General features: G+C 34.8%; 24 protein-coding genes. 8 read left to right on the forward strand and 16 right to left on the reverse strand.

Annotated elements, in window-relative coordinates; all coding sequences use genetic code 11:
- Nucleotides 1–9: 9 nt before the first annotated feature.
- On the reverse strand, nucleotides 10–1,077 hold the full coding sequence (locus VEU72_06055) for an inositol-3-phosphate synthase (GenBank protein ID HYL66698.1): 1,068 nt from the start codon (nucleotides 1,075–1,077) through the stop codon (nucleotides 10–12).
- A 107-nt stretch (nucleotides 1,078–1,184) separates the two neighbouring features.
- Here VEU72_06055 and VEU72_06060 point away from each other — a divergent pair, with 107 nt between their 5' ends.
- Nucleotides 1,185–2,123, forward strand: coding sequence for a deoxyhypusine synthase (locus VEU72_06060; GenBank protein ID HYL66699.1), 939 nt, complete (start codon nucleotides 1,185–1,187; stop codon nucleotides 2,121–2,123).
- Here VEU72_06060 and VEU72_06065 read toward each other — a convergent pair.
- The 4 genes from VEU72_06065 to VEU72_06080 all read right to left on the reverse strand — a co-directional run bounded on the left by VEU72_06065 (nucleotide 2,116) and on the right by VEU72_06080 (nucleotide 5,218).
- Complete coding sequence (locus VEU72_06065) at nucleotides 2,116–2,823, reverse strand: GNAT family N-acetyltransferase (GenBank protein ID HYL66700.1); 708 nt, start codon at nucleotides 2,821–2,823, stop codon at nucleotides 2,116–2,118. The genes VEU72_06060 and VEU72_06065 overlap by 8 nt on opposite strands.
- Nucleotides 2,820–3,980 carry a class I tRNA ligase family protein gene (locus VEU72_06070; GenBank protein ID HYL66701.1) on the reverse strand — a complete coding sequence of 387 codons (1,161 nt, stop codon included), beginning with the start codon at nucleotides 3,978–3,980 and terminating at the stop codon, nucleotides 2,820–2,822. Before VEU72_06070 ends, VEU72_06065 begins: the two co-directional genes overlap by 4 nt.
- Nucleotides 3,981–3,988: 8 nt before the next feature.
- Complete coding sequence (locus VEU72_06075; GenBank protein HYL66702.1) at nucleotides 3,989–4,234, reverse strand: Lrp/AsnC ligand binding domain-containing protein; 246 nt, start codon at nucleotides 4,232–4,234, stop codon at nucleotides 3,989–3,991.
- A gap of 111 nt (nucleotides 4,235–4,345) precedes the next feature.
- The gene (locus VEU72_06080; GenBank protein ID HYL66703.1) at nucleotides 4,346–5,218 is read right to left on the reverse strand and encodes a hypothetical protein; all 873 of its coding nucleotides are present in this window, start codon (nucleotides 5,216–5,218) and stop codon (nucleotides 4,346–4,348) included.
- 188 nt (nucleotides 5,219–5,406) lie between these two features.
- On the opposite strand from VEU72_06080, the gene VEU72_06085 reads away from it, so the two are divergent.
- On the forward strand, nucleotides 5,407–6,009 hold the full coding sequence (locus VEU72_06085) for a tail fiber protein (protein ID HYL66704.1): 603 nt from the start codon (nucleotides 5,407–5,409) through the stop codon (nucleotides 6,007–6,009).
- Between the two features lie 165 nt (nucleotides 6,010–6,174).
- Nucleotides 6,175–6,996, forward strand: coding sequence for a hypothetical protein (locus VEU72_06090; protein HYL66705.1), 822 nt, complete (start codon nucleotides 6,175–6,177; stop codon nucleotides 6,994–6,996).
- A 13-nt stretch (nucleotides 6,997–7,009) separates the two neighbouring features.
- Here VEU72_06090 and VEU72_06095 read toward each other — a convergent pair whose 3' ends face one another.
- Nucleotides 7,010–7,282: a winged helix-turn-helix domain-containing protein gene (locus tag VEU72_06095; GenBank protein ID HYL66706.1), complete on the reverse strand. Its 273-nt coding sequence runs from the start codon at nucleotides 7,280–7,282 to the stop codon at nucleotides 7,010–7,012.
- Nucleotides 7,283–7,812: 530 nt separating this feature from the next.
- Here VEU72_06095 and VEU72_06100 point away from each other — a divergent pair.
- From VEU72_06100 to VEU72_06110, 3 genes are read left to right on the forward strand one after another with little or no spacing between them, the layout of a single operon-like run.
- A complete protein-coding gene (locus VEU72_06100; protein HYL66707.1) occupies nucleotides 7,813–8,526 on the forward strand; it encodes a PAC2 family protein in 714 nt (237 codons plus the stop codon).
- Nucleotides 8,523–8,771: a hypothetical protein gene (locus tag VEU72_06105; GenBank protein ID HYL66708.1), complete on the forward strand. Its 249-nt coding sequence runs from the start codon at nucleotides 8,523–8,525 to the stop codon at nucleotides 8,769–8,771. The genes VEU72_06100 and VEU72_06105 overlap by 4 nt, the downstream gene beginning before the upstream one ends.
- 32 nt (nucleotides 8,772–8,803) lie before the next feature.
- Nucleotides 8,804–9,421: a LysE family transporter gene (locus tag VEU72_06110; protein HYL66709.1), complete on the forward strand. Its 618-nt coding sequence runs from the start codon at nucleotides 8,804–8,806 to the stop codon at nucleotides 9,419–9,421.
- Here VEU72_06110 and VEU72_06115 read toward each other — a convergent pair.
- Genes VEU72_06115 through VEU72_06125 form a run of 3 tightly spaced genes read right to left on the reverse strand, consistent with a single transcriptional unit; the run spans nucleotide 9,418 to nucleotide 10,211 of the window.
- Entirely contained in the window at nucleotides 9,418–9,654 is a 237-nt protein-coding gene (locus VEU72_06115) for a hypothetical protein (GenBank protein ID HYL66710.1), read from the reverse strand. The two genes, VEU72_06110 and VEU72_06115, sit on opposite strands and share 4 nt — an antisense overlap.
- A 4-nt stretch (nucleotides 9,655–9,658) precedes the next feature.
- On the reverse strand, nucleotides 9,659–9,937 hold the full coding sequence (locus VEU72_06120; GenBank protein HYL66711.1) for a DNA-binding protein: 279 nt from the start codon (nucleotides 9,935–9,937) through the stop codon (nucleotides 9,659–9,661).
- Between the two features lie 25 nt (nucleotides 9,938–9,962).
- Nucleotides 9,963–10,211, reverse strand: a complete 249-nt coding sequence (locus tag VEU72_06125) for a hypothetical protein (protein HYL66712.1) — start codon at nucleotides 10,209–10,211, stop codon at nucleotides 9,963–9,965.
- A 75-nt stretch (nucleotides 10,212–10,286) separates the two neighbouring features.
- Between VEU72_06125 and dinB the strand changes: the two genes are divergently transcribed.
- Nucleotides 10,287–11,381: a DNA polymerase IV gene (dinB, locus tag VEU72_06130; GenBank protein ID HYL66713.1), complete on the forward strand. Its 1,095-nt coding sequence runs from the start codon at nucleotides 10,287–10,289 to the stop codon at nucleotides 11,379–11,381.
- On the opposite strand, the gene VEU72_06135 is transcribed toward dinB, so the two are convergent.
- Genes VEU72_06135 through VEU72_06145 form a run of 3 tightly spaced genes read right to left on the reverse strand, consistent with a single transcriptional unit; the run spans nucleotide 11,378 to nucleotide 13,983 of the window.
- Complete coding sequence (locus tag VEU72_06135; protein HYL66714.1) at nucleotides 11,378–11,854, reverse strand: hypothetical protein; 477 nt, start codon at nucleotides 11,852–11,854, stop codon at nucleotides 11,378–11,380. The genes dinB and VEU72_06135 overlap by 4 nt on opposite strands.
- A complete protein-coding gene (gene artG, locus VEU72_06140; protein ID HYL66715.1) occupies nucleotides 11,838–12,782 on the reverse strand; it encodes a thaumarchaeosortase in 945 nt (314 codons plus the stop codon). The genes VEU72_06135 and artG overlap by 17 nt, the downstream gene beginning before the upstream one ends.
- A 40-nt stretch (nucleotides 12,783–12,822) precedes the next feature.
- Complete coding sequence (locus VEU72_06145; GenBank protein ID HYL66716.1) at nucleotides 12,823–13,983, reverse strand: hypothetical protein; 1,161 nt, start codon at nucleotides 13,981–13,983, stop codon at nucleotides 12,823–12,825.
- Nucleotides 13,984–14,037: 54 nt separating this feature from the next.
- Between VEU72_06145 and VEU72_06150 the strand changes: the two genes are divergently transcribed.
- On the forward strand, nucleotides 14,038–14,466 hold the full coding sequence (locus VEU72_06150; GenBank protein ID HYL66717.1) for a hypothetical protein: 429 nt from the start codon (nucleotides 14,038–14,040) through the stop codon (nucleotides 14,464–14,466).
- Between the two features lie 10 nt (nucleotides 14,467–14,476).
- Here the strand turns inward: VEU72_06150 and VEU72_06155 are convergent, their stop codons facing one another.
- The 4 genes from VEU72_06155 to VEU72_06170 form a co-directional block, all read right to left on the reverse strand.
- Nucleotides 14,477–15,040 (reverse strand): DUF99 family protein, encoded by a 564-nt coding sequence (locus tag VEU72_06155; protein HYL66718.1) that lies wholly within the window; start codon nucleotides 15,038–15,040, stop codon nucleotides 14,477–14,479.
- Nucleotides 15,041–15,229: 189 nt separating this feature from the next.
- The gene (locus VEU72_06160; GenBank protein ID HYL66719.1) at nucleotides 15,230–16,114 is read right to left on the reverse strand and encodes a PEFG-CTERM sorting domain-containing protein; all 885 of its coding nucleotides are present in this window, start codon (nucleotides 16,112–16,114) and stop codon (nucleotides 15,230–15,232) included.
- The gene (locus VEU72_06165) at nucleotides 16,107–17,969 is read right to left on the reverse strand and encodes a hypothetical protein (GenBank protein ID HYL66720.1); all 1,863 of its coding nucleotides are present in this window, start codon (nucleotides 17,967–17,969) and stop codon (nucleotides 16,107–16,109) included. The genes VEU72_06160 and VEU72_06165 overlap by 8 nt, the downstream gene beginning before the upstream one ends.
- A 252-nt stretch (nucleotides 17,970–18,221) precedes the next feature.
- The gene (locus tag VEU72_06170) at nucleotides 18,222–19,898 is read right to left on the reverse strand and encodes a hypothetical protein (GenBank protein HYL66721.1); all 1,677 of its coding nucleotides are present in this window, start codon (nucleotides 19,896–19,898) and stop codon (nucleotides 18,222–18,224) included.
- Nucleotides 19,899–20,040: the final 142 nt, after the last annotated feature.

A 20,040-nucleotide genomic window follows, 5' to 3' on the forward strand; every position in this document is an offset into this window, starting at 1 on the left:
ATTTTCTAGTTATCTGTCTCGCTTTCCTTCAACAAACTCTCTAAATGCAGTTTTTGCCTCTGTGTATGGCATCTGTATTGGAGGATGTTTAAAGCAATAAGATGAGATGCTAGTCATAGGACCTGTAAGTTTTCGATCAAGAGCAATTTTTAGTCCCCTAATCGCATCAATCATTATGCCAGCGCTGTTGTATGCATCGATGACTTTGAGTTTCAAATCAAGTTTGATTGGAATTTTTCCAAAATACTTTCCTTCTATATTTATGTAACAAATTTTTTCATTATCAATAAAATCAACATAATCACTAGGACCTATTCTCATCGGAATATCGTAATCAGCCATCGCTTTTACAGCGCTTGTTTTGCTTATTCTCTTATCTTCAAGTCTTTCCTCATCAAGCATATTGTAAAAATCCATGTCTCCTCCAATGTTAAGCTGATACGTTCCATCAATTAGCACTCCTCTATCTACGAAAAGTTTTACTAGTGTCTTATGAACTACTGTAGCCCCTAGTTGGCTCATAACGTCATCACCTGCCAATGGTAGTTTTTTTTCTGCAAATGCTTGCTGCCATTTTGGTTCAGATGCAATAAACACTGGAATTGCGTTTAGAAAACCAATTCCAGATTCTAGTGCCTGAGTAGCATAATATCTTACAGCTTGTGTGCTTCCCACAGGCAAATAATTGACAAGCATTTCAGCCCCTGTATCACGCAAGACTTTTTTGACATCAACGTCTGGCTCTTTTGAGACTGTAACAATCTGGCTTAGGTGTCGCCCAATTCCATCCATTGTAGGACCTTTCTGTACTGGAATATTCATACGGGGAACTTCAGCCACTGAAATGGTGTTGTTTGGTCTAGCATAGATTGCTTCAGATACATCCTTTCCTACTTTGGTGTCAGCAACATCAAACGCTGCAACAACTTCAATATCACCAGGCTCATAACCTGCAATATCATATGCAGTAAGACCTATGGTATCTTGAGGATTTTTAGAATAATAATGTGCGCCTTGTATTAGAGCAGAGGCACAATTTCCAACACCTGCAATTGCTATACGAATCTTTTTCCCCAAATTGTCTCGTATCTACGCAAATTATTCTATCATATTAATTACTTGTGTTTATTATGTAATGATTCTACGTGCAGAAGATTTTATAACCCAATTCTGATTCGACAGTTGTGATAAAACCAGGTAGACCAGTCAAGGACATTTCAATAAAAAAAGATGCCACTGTACAAAATATTTTTGATGAAATGTCAAAGTCAGGAGGATTTGAATCAAGAAATTTAGTAGAGGGATTGAATATTTTGTGTGCAATGATTTCAGATAAAAAATGTCTGAAGTTTCTCTCGTTTGTTGCAGCTATAACATCAACTGGCCTTCGTGGAATAATTACAGATATGATAAAAAATAAAATGTTTGATGTAGTGATTACTACATGCGGTGCTTTAGATCATGATATTGCCAGATATTTTTCAAATTATTTAGAAGGTTCATTTACACTTGATGACAATGAACTTGCAGATCAACACATTCACAGATTAGGAAATGTGCTAGTTCCAATGGAAAGCTATGGTCCAATAATTGAGGAAAAGATGCAGGCGTTTTTAGAAAAAGCATACAAAGATGGTAAGAAGGAAATGTCTACATCAGACATAACAAAAATGATAGGAGAAAATCTAGGAGAGGGATCATTCTTGTATTGGGCATACAAAAATAACATACCAGTAGTAGTTCCTGGAATAATTGATGGTGCAGTAGGCAGTCAAATTTGGCTTTTTACTCAAAAACACAGTGACTTTAAGCTTAATGTAGCTGCAGATGGAGATTTTTTGTCTGGACTAATTTTCAAGGCAGAAAAATCTGGCGCGTTTATGATTGGAGGAGGCATATCAAAGCATCATACCTTGTGGTGGAACCAATACAGAGACGGTTTAGATTATGCAGTCTACATTACGACTGCACATGAATTTGACGGAAGCTCAAGTGGTGCACTAGTAAGAGAAGCAATATCGTGGGGCAAAGTCACACAAAAAGCAATGCAGACTACAATTAATGCAGAAGCTACAACCATATTGCCATTTCTTTATTCTGCATTACTTTCAAAGCTCAAATAGTGTAGATTTTTTTTTCGTATACTTTCTCAAAACCTAATTTAGAATAAAACCCTAAAAGTTCATCTTTTTGATATGTTTCAAGCATAAGAAAATCCAAGTTTTTTATTTTTACTTTATTTAATGCATGATTAATTAATAATTTAGCAAGGCCTTTTTTTCTTTTTTCAGGCAAAGTTCCCAAACAATACAATCCCAAGATGGAGTTTTTTTCATATAACGCCACACATGATGCATTATGTTCCGCATCTACTAGATATTCTACCTGTGAGAAAGAATCTTTTACAATGTTATTTACTTCATCAATCCATTCATAACAGTCATAAGATTTACAAAAAACCTCAGACCATAGAAGTGAGTCTTTTTTTTCTATGTGATGTACGTGAGAAGTTTCGTTCCCTAAAATAATTCGTTTTTTTAAAACATGCTGTGTATCATAAAATTTAAAATTCTTGCTTAGAAGAAATTCTTCAAGACTAGGATTATTTAACGCATAAATAAAGGCGCGCATATGGTTTTTTTGAAAAATACTGATTGTTTCATCAATCATTTTTTCACTCAAACAGGTTATGTTTGTAAGCTTGTCAAAGAATAAATCACCAGGAAGATTTGCATTCATAAACAATGTGCCACACTCTAGTTGGGTTGTTTTACTCCAGATTGCCGTAAATCCAAGATCATTTGACTCTATTTTATCAATCATACAGACAAACCCAACACACCTGTGATTTTTTCGAAATCTTGTAGATTTATGCTCTCATCTTGCAAAACTAGCGTACAGATTTTATCTACTATACCAAGTGCACGTGTAGAATCAAAATCATCTTCAAAAGAAACAAAAAATTCATTTATTAAATCAGAAATAACTTGTGAAGTACTGTCAGAAGTTTTGTTTTTAGTGTTGTAAATTTTTTCAAGTAATGGTTTTTTGTTGCAGAGATCGTTTTCATTGTAATTGATCTCATCCCTATAATGTGTGGAAAAAATGTAGATACGCAATAAATTCTGGCCGTATTTCTCAACTAGTTCACGAGAAAGAACCATATTCCCAAGTGACTTTGACATCTTTTCACCGTTGGATAACACAAGACCAACATGCATCCAGAGTTTTACCGGATTTTCCATACCAGTCAGTGCTTTGTATTGTGCAAAATGTGCCTCGTGATGAGGATATGCAAGTTCTTTGGCACCTCCATGTATATCATAGTGCGTGCCAAAATTTTCAAAGGCAACAGTAGTGTCTTGGATGTGCCACCATGGAACTCCATCTCCAAAATCTCCTGTCCATGAGAATCCAAAATCTTCTGAGCAATTCCAAAGTAGTATATCCTCTTGGTTTTTTTTATTTGGCCCAATATCCATCCTATGTAAGTTTAGTTGTTGTCTTGATTGTTTGGAAATTATTCCATAATCGGATATGGTTTTTGTGTCAAAATAGATATTTCCGTTTGCAGAATATGCATTCTTGTTTTTCATAAAAAATGAAATATGTTTGGTTATGTTTTCTACATAATCTGAAACATGTGCAAGTCTCGTAATGGTAACTATGTTTAGCAACTTTAGGTCTTTTACAAATTGGTCAGAATAAAATCGTGTTAAAGTCCTATAATCTGCAGATTGAGATATGGCTTTGTTAAAGACGCTTTGATTTATGTCAGTCATGTTTACAAGAACGTCTGTCTTGAAACCTTTTGCTTGTAGGTATCTACAAAGTAAGTCATATGTAAGAAAGATTCGCGCATGTCCTAGATGAGTATAATCATAAAGTGTAGGACCACAAATGAATATTTTTACATCGGGTTTATCAAATGGCTCAAAATCTTCTTTCTCTAAAGAAAAGGAATTGAATAACTTGAGCATTTTTGGACCTATCGTCCACCTTGTGTAAGAATTGGAGTCAAGGTTACAGTGGAACGAATTTTTGTTATTCTTCGAATCTTGTGAGTTATGATATTTTCCAAAGTTGCACCTGAATCACCTTGTAGCTTGACAAATATGTCGTAAACGCCATATGTGCCTCGTACTTCTTTTACTTCTGGAATTTTCATTAACTCATTTATGATATCTACTTCTGAACCAAGATCACAGTTTAGGAGTATGTATAATGTTTCCACGAAAAAGGGTATATTTTAACCAAATAAAAGCATTATAAAACTATATTTTTAACAGATTCATTTCTGTTTGTCTCCTTTCCAAATTTTTATTTTAAGAATTATCTCCTGTAGCTAAAAATGCTTAAAGTTTGTTGTCATCTTTTGTCTGATACCCATATAGACTGCTGCTACTGCAACAAAGATGATTACCAAGTTAAATGAAAATGGAAAGTCGGGAATTGATGGTGGTGTTGTACTCCCAATTGATGTCAAGCCGTTTACTGAATTAAAGCTAGTTGGTCCAACATCTGTTATAGTTTTTGCTATTGGATCGATTCGATAAAGTTCACCGCCAGGAGCTCCATTTACACCAGAGCCTGCATAGAGTTTACCATCAGGACCAAAAGAAAGACTGCCAAGTTTAGGAATATTTGTGTTAAAGACAAGGGTTGCGTGACCAGTTCCAAGATTAATTGTGTACAAATTTGATGGGCTTGATGGACTACCAGAAACTCCGTACATAATATTGTTGACAGTATCATATGCAAGTCCTGTTATTGGTCCCACGCCAGTAAGACCAATGTTGGTATGTGTACCAGCTACCGGATCAAGTGTAGCAAATGTAGATGGTCCAGTTGAAGCTAGTTCATAGGTGCCATAAAGGGTACTTCCAACATACCTTAGACCAGTGAAGGATGCTCCATCAAACACAGGTGGTCCAATAGGATTGCCGTTGGAGGGATCAAATTGTTGAATTAGAAAAGCCAGAGGCGGTTGTTGGTTAAAACATTGAGAACCATCAGATTTACACGTTATCTCTGTACTTCCCCCTGGAATTGTCCCAATTAAAGTTCCAGCTCCAGTTGATACATTGATTGCAAACAGGTTTCCTGAAATATCTGCTCCATAAAGTATACCAGTGGTGGCATGTGCGCTCTGAGTAGGAGTTAATGTGAAAAATATTATTGCAAGTACAAGTCCAAAGAATATCTTAGCGTACTTCAAGTTAGTATCCTCTCATATGATGGATTATAATTCATTGAACCCAAACCCGATCAAATAGATATTTTGTTATACATAAACATGATCTTACCAAAAATGGAAAGATGTTAATTTTTTATTTTTTAAAATAAAGTTTCAAGATTGTTATCATCAAATAAAAATTAAAATACAAGAGTTGCTCTGACAAACCCATGAAGAAAATAACTTCTATTCTTATAATATCTGCAATTGCACTTGTCTTTCTAATTCCTCCACCAAACCAGGCCTTTGCCTGTGGTTCCACACCTTTTGTTGGCGAGATGTGTTTTGTGGGCTTTAACTTTGCACCACAAGGATATGCGTTTTGTAATGGACAATTGCTAGCCATATCTCAAAACACTGCACTATTTTCCCTCTTAGGAACGACTTATGGAGGAAATGGAATAACAACATTTGCACTTCCCGATATGCAAGGACGAGTCCCAGTAGGTTTCGGCCAAGGTAATGGACTGTCACCTATAAACTTGGGACAGACGGGAGGAGAAGAAACGCACACACTTACAGTGTCTCAACTGCCTGCACACAGTCCTACATTGTATGCTTCTACTGCACAAGCAAATACAAATGATCCTACAGGACATGTTCTTGCAAGAGCATGGCCCCAGATGTACAGCACCCTGACAAACAATATGGTTCCAATGAATGCTGCCTCAAGTGGCATTATTGGAGGAAATCAACCCTTCAACGTAAGAGACCCATACCTTGGAGTAAATTGCATCATTGCCTTGAATGGAATATTCCCATCTAGAAATTAACCATATTTTTTGCAAAGCTTCTGAATTAAAAATTACCATCTAACAGTATATTCAAGAAATCTTTTATTGAATAATGTCATGTCATTTTATGTGCGTTCTTTTACTAGAAAAAAAATTCTTTTCTTGTCTTTGTTAATAATTTTTCTAGGTTCCATATCTAGACCCATGTCCGCAGAGGGATTAATTCACCAAGATTTGCATTATGGATACTCTATTGAATTTCCAAATAATTGGTATTTTGATGATACCATTGTAAAATTTCCAGCAGATCCAGGAATTGATTCTGGCGGCTCAATTTTGGGTTCTTTTAGAGACGGAGTTTATTTATGGAATCATTTCATTTCTGTAACTTTAATTTATAACGATACCATCTCAATAAATTACAAGGGACAACAATTCCTAGATAGATTAACTGAGGAATTAAGAAATACCTGTAGTTCAGCAACCTTTGATGTGGAAGGATACCAATGCTCAAATTATCAAATTAAAAGTGCGAATAAAATTAATTTTGGCGGAAAAGAGGCATACCAGATAACTGAATCTTGGACAGAAATATATCCTAAAAAACCTCAAACTGAAAAGATAAGCATTGTAACAGACATTGTTGTTGGAAAAAACGTGTGGCAAATTGATTCGATTAATCTTGTTGACAGCTACAAGAAAGATTACAAGGCAATAAACGACACAATTAATTCATTCGAGTTTATTGATGCACGTGGGGTTACTTTATCCAATCAAGGATTTTTCATCCCACATTGGATTAAAAATAATGCGAAATGGTTGTCAGATGGTTCCATAACTTATGATGATTTTGTAAAAGGAATCCAGTATCTCCTATCTCAAGGTATAATCCAGATTCCTCATAGCACAAACAACACATCATCACAACAGAATTCTCAATGGGTTAAGAATACTGCAGGATTATGGGCAAATGGGCAGGTCTCAGATGATGAGTTTATGAAAGCAATACAATATCTGGTTAGCTAGATACATTATAATTTTACTTGGGAAATTCTGTCGACGAACCAGGGAAATGCATCACTTGACTCAATTCATATGAGAGCTTCAAAAATCCTAATCCTTTTTTTGTCGTTTTATAAAGTTGTGTTTCCTCTTCAAATATCAACAGAGTATGTTCTTGCAAATATTTCAGATAACCTACCATTTGAGCATAAGAGAGAAATGCATCGTACATTATTTTCGTTTTTGTTATTCCTTGTTTTGCAGATTCTAAAATACTTGCGATAATTTCGTATCTATTACGATACTTCATTATTCATATTAGACCATTTTATAATAAAAACAGTTTGGAACACTGTTCTATGGTTCTGTAAAGTTTGAGCGTGTTTTTTAATCTGTAAAAATTTGTCTGGTGATTAATTGTATTTGAGAAAGCCCTTGTTGGTACACTTGAGATCTTCCATATACTTTGATATGTCATTTATCGTAAGATAATCTATCTGAACATACTTACTACCACATTCTCGGCAGATTATAAATAATGCATCTTTATTTTTAGTCATGCACTCTGGGCAAACCAGCCATTTTTCTACCACATACCGCACAATAGACAAGTATCATAAATATTATCTAGGCAAAATAATCTGACTAGAAATTGAACTGTTATCTATAAACTATTGATAATAATTGGCAGAAATTTATCATTACATTAAGGAGTTATTTGTACTCATTGTCAATAAACTCCTGTTTTAATTTCATAGGCACAAAAAACTATATTCAATATAGAAAAACCAAGATAAAATATATCTTGATTTAAAAGGATGTTAGAAGATAGTCAAGATATTGGCCTCTGAGATCACAATTAGAGAAATAAAACCAATCAGTATAGAAGGAGGGTATCTGATAGATGGTTTCCCATATGCGGGATTAGCAAATGCTATTGCAACAGAATCTTTGACAAGTACTATCGATTTTGAATTAGCAGGTGTAATAGATTCAGAACTTTTTATGCCAATAAGCATAATCAAAGATGGGACACCTAATTTTCCTGCACGAATATTTGTAAATAACACACTAAAGGTAGCAGTTTTCTTATCATATCTAACACCACACGAATCTCTACACAGAGAACTGGCAAGAGCAATGCTAAATTGGGCAAATCAGCACAAGTGCTCTTTAATCCTAAGTAGTTCTGCAATCAAAGCTGGAAGCGATGGTCCAGATATCATGGGGATAGCCAGTACTACAGAAGCTAAAAAGAAACTAAATGATGCAGATATACCAATTTTACAAAATGGTACAATTCCTGGAATTCCTGGAATTTTATTAAATGAAGGAGTATTGTCAAAAACAAATGTGATTGTGCTTCTAGTTAAAGGTCAGGATCCAGGACCTGACTTTAGATCTGGCGCCGTAATCTGTACGGCACTATCGAAACTAGTTCCAGGAACATCTTGTGATTTGCCCACACTTTTACATGAAGCTGAAATAATAGAACAAAATCTCAAACAAACTGAAGAAGAAGCAGCGCCTATAAGGGAATCAATGTACGGATGACATACCAAGAAAGAGAGATATCAAAAAATCAACTTGAAAAACTTCTTCAAACCCTTGATCTTGATGAGGGAATTAGAATAGAAAACAGATCAAACATTATTTTCATTAATAGATCAGCAAAACGATACTGCGTAAACATATCCTCCCAAGGCAATGAGGAATTTTTTTACCATAATAGTGTAAAAGAGGTTCTTAATTTTTTAAATGAAAAGGCAGATCAAGCGTCTAAGATATTCTCCTATTAATACTTGAATCAAAAATCAATCTCTAATTTGAAATGGTAACACTTGTAGAATTTGCCATCATAGTAATCACGATTTCACTATCAGGCGTAATGTCACCAGGACCCCTTTTTGCAGCCAATGTTGCATACGGCCTAAAGGGCGGAATTAAAACAGGACTAAAAATGGCATACGGTCACACTGTTGTTGAGTTACCACTTGTAGTTTTGCTTGGAATTGGTGCCATATCACTTACTACAATACCACAGTTTAGAGAAATTACATCAATATTTGGTGCGTTAAGTCTTTTTGTTTTTGCAGGAATTCAAATAAAGTCAATCATCAAAAAACCATCCGCTATTTTTGAAGGAAAACACGGTCCATTTCTTGCTGGGATAATTCTCAGTGGGCTAAATCCATTTTTTCTCATTTGGTGGTTTAGCATTGGGTTCAAACTAATCACGGATGCAATAATTCTTTATTCATTTTTAGGAATTGGCATCATGTTTGCATTTCATATATGGATGGATTATGCATGGATTTGTTCAGTTGCTTTTCTATCATCAAAAGGCAAGAAGATAATTTCTAACAAAAAATATAGCATTTTCATGATTGCAATTAGCGGTGTTTTAGTATACTTTGGGATTGTTTTTCTTTTACAAGCAATACATTAACCGCAATCAAGAATTTCCATTTCTATCCCACATTGGTTTAGTTGAATTATTCTGTTGTTAATGTCAGCACAAAGATCCGGGTTCTTTGTTGTGTCATATTTTTTTATGTCATTTAAAACATTAATTTGTTTTATAGGACAGGTATTGGAATCATATACAACATATAGAATTATGATTGCTGCAATTCCTGCCAATCCAATAATTGTTGCACGTTTTACAAAAGTACTTACCATGTTTTTAGGGGCGAGCAACGTCGATTTCAATTGTGGATACGTTTCGTTCTTTACCGTCTAGTGATGTCATCCTTTCTGAAAATATCCTTACGCCACTAACCTTGTAGCCTACCGCGTTTAGTCTTTTTACTATCATTTGTGACACATCTACAGCTGTTACTATGCTCTTTCCACGAGCTTTGATAGTTACAACTGGCTCTACAGATAGTTGTGTGAGTGTGGCATTAACATAAGTCGGAATTGACTTTTTTCCAATGAATATTATGTTTGGAATACGGCTCACAGACGCATCTCACGTAGTGTTTTATTTAATGGTTAAGATTCTCTTTATCTATAAATTTCTGAAGAATATTTTCAACATCTTCAGTAGAAGATGAGTTTTTTACAGTCTCAACAATTTCTTTTTCTTCAATTTCATAACAATTTAGTAATTCACCTTGATCTTTAAAAAAAAGCAACACTTTGTCCTGAAATATACAATAATACAGTTTTTCAATTTCCATTAATTCAGGTTTGATTTTAACACCCTCTGATTCTGCGATAATGGGGTAATCCATGAAAAGTCTATCTCTTGAAGATATTTAGATGGTTGGTTTCGATAATATAATAAGCAATTTTCTGCTCAAAATAATATGGAAAAACGCATTATATTTCACATAGATTTTGATTATTTTTTTGCACAGTGTGAAGAATTACGAAATCCAGATCTAAAAACAAAACCAGTAGCAGTTTGTGTATTTTCAGATCGTGGCGGAGATAGCGGCGCAATAGCAACTGCCAATTACATTGCAAGAAACTATGGAGTAAAATCTGGCATGCCGATAAAATTTGCCAAGAAAAAATTAGAATCAGTACACAATGCTGTTTTTCTGCCTACTGATTTTGAATACTATGCAGAGATCTCACAAATGGCAATGGATACAATAAAAGAATTTGCTGATATTTTTGAATATGTAGGAAGAGATGAAGCATACCTTGATGTATCATCAAGAACAGAGGGAGATTTTGACAAGGCATCACATTTTGCACAGCAATTAAAAAATGCAGTTAGAAAGTCATCAAAGCTTTCCTGTACTGTTGGAATATCATCAAACAAGCTTGTAGCAAAAATTGCCTCAAATTTTAAAAAACCAGATGGATTAACTATAGTTTCCCCAGAAAAGATTGAAAGTTTCCTAGATCCCCTTCCAATTAGAACAATTCCAGGAATAGGGAAAAAAACAGAGAGTGTCTTTACAGATATGGGTCTAGAAACAATTTCTCAACTAAAAAATCTAGATGTGTTTTCTCTTAATAGTAAGTTTGGCAGAAAAATTGGCGCATATATTTACAATGCAGCAAGAGGCATTGATAATGAACCTGTTTCTCCAAGGCAAGAAGCAACACAATATAGCAGAATAATCACACTAAAACAGGATTCAAAAGAATATGAGTTTCTGGCAAAAAATTTAGAGAAACTTTGTGATGAGATTCATTCTACAATTATCTCAGATAATATAATTTTCAAATCAGTTGGAATACAGTTTGCCCAGTCAGACCTATCTAACAAAACTAAATCAAAGACTCTAAGAAATCCCACTTCAAATCTTGATGAACTCAAAAAAACTGTCATGTTACTTTTAAGAGAAGCCCTAGAAGACCAACAGATTTTGGTACGAAGAGTTGGAGTTAGAGTATCTGATCTTTCAAAAATATCTGGTCAAGACAACATAACAAGGTATTTCTAAAATAAACCCACATGTGTTGCCAATCTTTTGTGTTCTTCTGGAGTAATCCATTCTACAAGAAGATAATCCAAAATCTCTTTATCATTCATTCCAAGATTTTTTGCTTCCAGAACTGCTATCTCATATGCCTCAATCTCAGTTGGCCTATCAACATATGCATATGATTTGTCATACAGATCAAGACCTTGTCTTTGCTGCATTACATGCACAAGCTCATGAACAATATCAAGATAGAGTATTTTTGAATCAGAGTTTTGCAAATGCCTAAATCCAATTACAATTGATGCATCATCATTTTTTACGTACATGTAATGATCACTTTCTTCAACAATTACTTTGGTTTTTAAAAAAACATCATCAAGCTCTTCTTTGGTTTTGAAAACTTGCATAAGAATATCAACCTCTTGCAATCCATCAAAAATTTCAGCAAGCAAATAATCCCCAGGAGTTATGTTTCTATTGATTTTTATCATGTTCTTGTTTAGCTATCTCAAGTTTTTTTATACGCTTTGTTTCCACAGATGTCACTATCATTAAGAATATGAACAACCATGGTAGAAACATTATTTCACCTGCAATACCATGAAATGATTCAAATTCATTTACATTAGTAGATACTTTTAGTACAAAAAGCGATAATGAAAATATTCTAATCACGTTTACTCCAATCGTGCCTATAACGCCAAGTACAAAGTACATGGCTTTTCTATTTCTTGGAATGTTCATTTTGAGTAAAAATGCCATCATCACAAGAGAATAGATTATGATGCTATGTACGCCTGCTGAAGGCCAGAATACTTGAAGGGCAAATGGGCCATGCTCTCCAACTAGGAGCATGATATTTGCATGTGCACTTGCAACACCTAGATGAAATGAATTTATCAAGAAAACATCAAATTTTACTAGATAAGGCACAACATATTGTAGTGGCCCAAGTGTATCATACGGAAAGAATGCGTCAAGTGACAAAATTATTGCCGTGCCAGCTGTGTATATTGGCCCTGCTGGTGATATTCGTATCCATCTTTTTCCAAACAATATCGTCATGGATGCAACAAAGAAAATTGCCATTACGATAAAATCCCACATCCAAGTCCATGAATCTTTTAGTAGAACATTAAAGTGCGGTGCGACAGAAATTAGATAATCACGCAGACCAAATTCTAGACTTACTAGATATATGATCACAATTGCAGCTAGTGGAATTATAGCAAACAGTCTTTTTTTTGGGATGACTAGTTTTAGACCAATGAGCTCTGCAGCAATAAAGGCCATTGCAAAAAGAAATCCTCCCCTACCTTGATTCCAACTTAGACTAAAAGAGTCAGGAAATGCAGCTAGAGCAAGTATTGTTGGACTAGCAAGTATCAAGATTGCATAAATGACACTTTTATTCTGCATTAATAAAGTAGAAATTTGTGGTAAATAAAAACTCTAGTAACTAGAAAAAGTCTGAGATTGATTTTTGTTTTCTTGCCTTTTGCAAGTTGCTTTTTGCAATCCATTCTTTCTTATCAATGCTCAAACTTTTACAGGCAAGATCAAGACCTTCTTCAAAACTTGAAACTAGAACTGGTTTTTGTTTTAATGCCATTCTTATTCCCTCGCGTACTTGCCAAACCCCTACTGGAACAGCATATTCTGGCCTTATCTCCCTTAGTACGAGAGCTGCTGCCTGTACTTTGTTTTTAAAAAGATATTCTGCAACACCTAGTCTTGAGGCAAAATGTGCTCCTGCAGTAGCTGGATAATGATCCAATCCCCTCCCATCCTCAAAGTCAGAGCCAAATCCAATATTTCCCTGCTGATCATACCATGCTTCTTGCATCTCAAACATCCATCTACTTGGAAAAATAATTACAGAAAAAAAGTTTCCAATGTGGTTAAAGAAAAACATTTGGCAGCTGTCAATTATACCAAACTGCATTATTTCTGATATCAAGGATTTTGATATGATATCATCAGTAGCTGTTATGCTCCATCTAGTAGGAACTAGCTTTCTATTTTTGCCAAACATTCCTATGCTAAAACATTTTTGAATTCTTGATATCTCAATGCCCTTGTTGTAAAGCTCCAAAACAGAGTCTTGTGCAAGTAAGTCTTTGTCGTAATAGATTTTCTGTATCTGTTTGTCTGAACTGGAATTTGAAAATTTTGCTGTTTTTATTTCCCCTATTGGTCCAAATGGAGGATTTTCACCATCAATTGATGTAACTGGAGTGGTATTTTTTAAAAATTGAATATCAGAATCAATCGGTCTTGATGCCATTGCAACTTCTTGAAGGTTTTCAATGTATTTTCCGCTAGGATTTGTTACTGGTATATTTTGTATCCCTCTAACCAAACTGAGTCGATAGTTTACAATCTCCTCTAGGCTTTTGCCAATCCATTGTTCTGGAGAATCTAAAATCATGGTATCACCATGTGTTGGCGGAAGCATGGGACCTACTGACACTTTTGGATAACCATATGTTCCTACAAAGACAGAGGGTGGGCTTGAACCGCTTATAAAATCAGAAGAAAAGAGATTACCATATTTTGACAGGTACTCATTCCAGTTTGTCTCAATTGCTTTACGAATGTCTGTAGCAGTACGTTTCATGAGGTATCAGAGTATATTCTATCTAATAATATTGTACAATCAATTGGTACTAGCTTGCAGTTAGATTCATGTACCATACTTGAAAAAGATAGAGAAGTGACTGATGCGGAATCATTTGGAATTGAGAAAGGATATGGTGATCAAGCAGTAAAATGGATGAATGATGAAGCAAAAAAAATGGATTGGAAGTTTGAAGCAAGACTATACAATTATGAAATTACCACAAAAAACTTTGGTGTATTTGAGATGTATTCATGGATAGGTGATCCTAAAGCAGCAAGAGATTTAGTAATAAAAGCAAGTAAGAGATTCAAGATCAGAGTGATAGAAGGAGGCTACAAATCAAAACAGTTCATTTTAAAACTTGAGAAAAACGAGTACGGTATGGTTCGAAAAGGCGACAGGGTGATAGGTCGCATAGAGTTTTCATCTTCTAGATTAACAGAAAGCAAATGGGTAGTAAAGTTGGAAGAAAGAAAATAATTTATAAAATCTACATCTTTGTTCTTGCAAGTAATTGAGCGACTCTAAGTGGTTCTGGTATAGAACCTTGAAGAGTAAATGCATCTAACAGATTTTTAGTTTCGTGTATGGTACAACCTTCAATTCTGACATACAAATCATGCCCAGTATGAAGCATAAATTTGGTTCTCTCACCAAGATTATGATATTCTTTAATTTTTGATTTATAAGAATCTGGGAAGTGAAATTTTATTGCATCTTCTATTCCCTTTGAATTTTCATACGTAACACCAATTACTGGAATTTTTATTTCATTCCAGATTTTTTTAATATCTACTATGTTATACATTGAAATAATTAATCCTGAAATCATAAGAAAACTTACATCGTCTCTGTGTAATTTTTTGTACATTTGTAATATAGAATCGGTTGCATCATTTCCTTCTATAGTGGTTTGACCAAAAACAAAACCGTCAATGATAAAATCTCGTCTCATAACAACACCTGCAAGTTTAGATAGTTTGTCTTTTTCTTGAAAACTTTCTGCTATAGCAAGTCCACGTAAGCCTTTTTTTTCAATGTGAAGATGATTCATTTTTTTTACGATTTGAATATTTTTTATGAACTATGCTTACTATTACAATAAAAATAGCTGAAATTACCGACCATGAGATAAATGCTACAGGATCAATAACTGCCATTAATTATTTTATTTAACGCTCTGATATCATAATATCTTTTCTAAATATGTGCATTTGATTTACAATCTAATTAAAGTTATTAATTAGATTGTAAATTTCAGATTAGTCTTTGTAGAGAACCCAATTATAGAAATAATTGCTATTGCAAGCACCAGTACTGCTATCGGTCCATATTCTGGAACACTTGAAGTTGTCACAGATGGCAATTGAGAGCCAGGAGAACTGACCAAAATCGTTTGCAGCATCAAATCATCTACTCTTGGAAGAAGAATTTTTTGAGCATCGGTATCAATTATGGGTGATGCCATGTTTGGATTGTCTCCATGTATTGTAGCTTTTAAATCAGCTAACTGAGTCAATGCCATATCGTATTTATTTTGATAAATTAAATCGGTAACAAACATTAGTTTTTGATGCAAGAGCTCCTGTGCAGTTGATCCGGTGGGATATATTCTAAAAAACTGTGGAGGTAGTTGGTGAATGGTGTTATCTAATTGTAGGATGTTATTAGCTTGAAATGATTTTTCTTGAGTAGTTGTAATATCACAGTGTGTGCTAAAATCTTGATTTTGGTAAAGATATGTTCTATTTACAAAACCTGCCTGAGAATTATCATCTACATATCCTTGATTTTGACCAGTTAGATCTGGTGCCATACAATGGTATTGATTGACAGCGCCAGCTCCGGTATGTTCCTTAAATACAGTAGAAAATGTGGCCCAATCATTATACAGATTTGCTGGCACATAGGGGGTTACTGGTTGTACTACATGTATTGTGTAAGTTTGTCCACTTATGATACCAGATATTGATGGATAGTAGTGCAATTTCATGGCGGAGGGGTTAATAGTTTGATTTGCATAATACGTGGTTTGTGCATTGCTATTTGGCATCATCATAATAGATATCATTATCAGTGATACGATTACAGCAGAGGTTAATGTCAGATATTTTATTTTGTTATCCACGTTTTCCACCTGCTCCATCAGAAAAGCTGCTTGTAACAGTCATATCAAATTTCAAGGCGTGCCAATCATCCCAATCGTGAAGTACCTTTAGACTAGTATCAGAACAAGTTACTGTAATTGATGGAGCTGTAGAAGCTATTGTAGCATTTTGAAATGTGAAACTATTGATTGGTGTAGGATTAGATACCGAAGTTTCAACATCTGATTGCTGTCCTTCAATAAGTTGATCATTATCCCAATCTGGGAGAAGCGCATTTATTGGTGGAGAAAATGCACCATTGGATAAACCATATACAGTCCATTGGGCGTGTAATGCTGTTACTGGATTTTCAAGAATCGGATTATTATTTTCATCAATATTAAAAGATGTAGTTGGATTACTTGGAGAGTTTTCACCTTCGCTAGAATAAGTTAACGGTCTTCCACCCACAGAAACAAACAGGTCTGAAAATTGTCTTGACCAACTCATCACACTAAGATAATTTGGTTTGCAATTTACGGTTGGATCACTGGCTACACTATAGGATCCGCCATGTCCAAGACCCAAGTTATGCCCAAGTTCGTGCATAAAGGTTCCTTCTTGTTGGTCTATGCTTCCCACGTGATATGAAAATTCTCCCAGGCTTACAAACAAGTCATTAGATGCACCATATGGCGAAGTTGTTACTACTTCTGATATTCCTGATGATTGCGGAGCTGCAGCCTGATCATGTCCAAATAGAGCATAATGAAATACCTGCCTTTTCGCAGTAAGAACATTTTTTACACATTGATCTGCTTTTGTTTGAGTTGGACTAGATATTCCACAATAAAGTGCAGCTGCAGTTGTGGCAGGATGAGTAATATCCCTATTTCTTTCACTTGCAGACCCAAAATACATGTTTTTTATTTGAGTAAAATCGCTAGTATCAGCACCATTCAAAGGACCTGAGATGAGGGTTTTGTGTGGAGTTTCAGCACTTAGAAAAATATGTAGATATATTCCAGTAGTGCCGTCAAGATTTGTCACAGGAGCATTCTTGTATGCATTTATCACATCCTGTAACGCAGTTCTGCTAGGAGCGTGGTTTTGCATCCAATCTACCTCTACATAGACATCCTTGTGTTGTGTACTAGGACATGGATAGTCTTTAGGAGGAATTTCAAATGGTCCGTTTGGATCATTAGGATCACATTGCCATTTGAAATTTGCTGTAACTCCAAGATAAGTAAATGGAATTTGCAATCCTGTTGCTGTTTTCCAAGTATCACAAATATAATCACCGCTAGAGCCCGCTCTTCCATGTGAATCAGTACATGAAATTATTACTGTTTTGTAAGGTTGTGGATAATTAGATGGCGTTGGATAAGGGGGCCAATACGGGGTGCTTGGTGGATCAGCAGCAACAATTTGCTGTGGAAGAGATGTAATTTTATTACCTACCTTATCAGTATATGACACTGTGAAATAACCTGGTGTTTGTACGTAAAAGTTTGGGGGATCACTCGTATTGCTATTAGAATTCCCATTTAACATTAAGTAAGTTGGCAAACCAGTTGATGGCGAACCCAAGTATACATCATTACCGTTGGCAGTCATCATGTTTAATGTCAGTGGCGTCCCAATAGGATTATTATTTTGATCAAATAATTGTACGATTATTTGCGGATTAGATCCAGGTGAAGTATCTGTGACATTAATTTTTGCACCATGACCTATGACATATCCAGTAGAAGAGTCATCAAAGACAATTTGACAGGAATTATTCGGGCAATCAGCAAATGCATGACCAAAACCAGTAGAAACAAACAATACTAAAATTATGCCAATACTTGTAATTGAACCGTTTAGAAACATTTTAGAAAATTTTCTCAAACACATCTAACTCCATTTAATAATATTATGATCATTACCAACCCAATTCTACCCCATTCATCATTATTTGTAATATTAATAACCATTTTGTTTTTTATTTTTAGAATATTGTAATTCTGATATAATTTGAATTATTTTTTATAATAATTCAACATATTGCATATAAAATTATAATTAATGTATTATTAAATCCACATTAGATTGTGGCTGTCATATACACACCAAAACATGTAAAACATACTAGTATGAATTTTAGTGATGTTCATATATTGAGGTGTTTTGTATTGCTTTGATTTCCTCTTGTTCCATTACTTTTTGTTCTTCATCAGAATCCACCAATCTATACAATTGTTTTGTGGTAAATTTCATAAAACCATAATCTCCTTTTGGTTGAATTTCATTTGGAATTAATGATTCAGTAAAAGAATACAGTGTGTTTTTTTCATTATCAGAAATTACCAAGGTAACAGCATGTGTAATGGAATCATGCAACCAGTAAACATAGCCGCCCTCATCCGATGAAAACACGTCAGCCGCATTATGAATATGCGCCATAATATGTGGTTTCTTAAATCCATCTTTTTCAATCAGTGAAATAAGATCTTTAAAATTATCATACTTTGTTATTCCCGCTGGCATAACGTCTGTTTTTGGTTGAGAGATACCTGCATCGTGAAATCTCACATCAGTAGAATATCGGTGATCATTCCATGATCTATCAAGAAAAGACATTTTTTCATAAGATCTGGTGGGTACAAAGTGGAATGTGAAATATTGAAACTTTCCATCTGTTGAAGGAATTATTGTAGCCTTAGATAACATATTTGTAGGATCATTTATTTCTAATTTTGAACCTTTATCATAAACTATTGATGCAATACTGTTTGGAGTAATCATGTCACTACTCTTTGTAATAAAATAGAGTCCAGAATGAATTATTGCATTGATATTATAAGGATCAAACATTTTGAAAGTCATGTTTACTGGTTGTCCAGCAGATAGTACTTGATCTTCTATATTTTGATTGTATTTTGAAATATCAAAAACATGTTTTTCATCGGGCTTGACAATTGTAAGACCATCCGAATAATGAAAGAACCCGCCACCAAATGAGGGCGGCGTCACTATGAATGGACTTCCTCCTATTGCAGATAATGCCGCTAATGCATCTAATACAAAACCCGGTCTAACAACTAGGCCTCCACCTCCTCCGCCTGGAACTCCAAGTTCATCATCAACAATAGCAGTACAAGAGACACCATTTAATGAAATTGTTACAATATCATTAAATTTTACTTGTAAGGCACCTATAGTAGGATCACTGGTACTAATCAATCCACTCGAAGCATACCCAGATAACGGATCAATTGCAGTCACAATATCTCCTGATTGTGCATGTATAGAATTTCCTGATGAAGGACCAGCAGTAAAAAGCACATTGGCACTGAAAAATTTGGTAGTTGCATTAGTACCAGATAGATGAAACGGTACAAGTAAACCGGTAGTATCAGAATCGGATCTCACTCTTACATTAAGAGGATCTGTACCTGCTGACTCTGCAAGTGTAATAGTTACGACTCGTTCTAGAGGAAATATATTATCTCCCCCTTCTGTAAATACGAAATTAGTATTTGTAAAGGTTCCATCATTAGGTCCTGTTTCCGTAAGTACTAACGGTACGCCAGCAGGATTTGAAGTGGAATTTACATTAATTGTAACTGTGTCAGTTTTATTATTAGTAGTAAACACTGGATTCGATGAATCATCATAAAAAAATTGATAAGGTGCACCGGCTTGAGCATCACCAGGAGTAATGTGAACCGGACAGCCTGGAAGAGGAAAATTAAGTGTTGCACCTTCTGCAAATTGGGTAAAACTTGTAAAAATTAATACTGCACAGATTGTTAGAAGAACAGTTACAGAGGGCAAGAATTTCTTTTTAATTAATAATGAAGTTTTTGTATTAATAATTATTGTAATCTCCCCTTTACAGAGTCTAGAAAATAGACTATGAACAAACCCATTTCCGGTTTTGGAATCAGGTATTTGATGTTTATCATTTATGAATATT

The sequence above is a fragment of the Nitrosopumilaceae archaeon genome (assembly GCA_035631875.1).
GTDB lineage: Archaea > Thermoproteota > Nitrososphaeria > Nitrososphaerales > Nitrosopumilaceae > TA-20.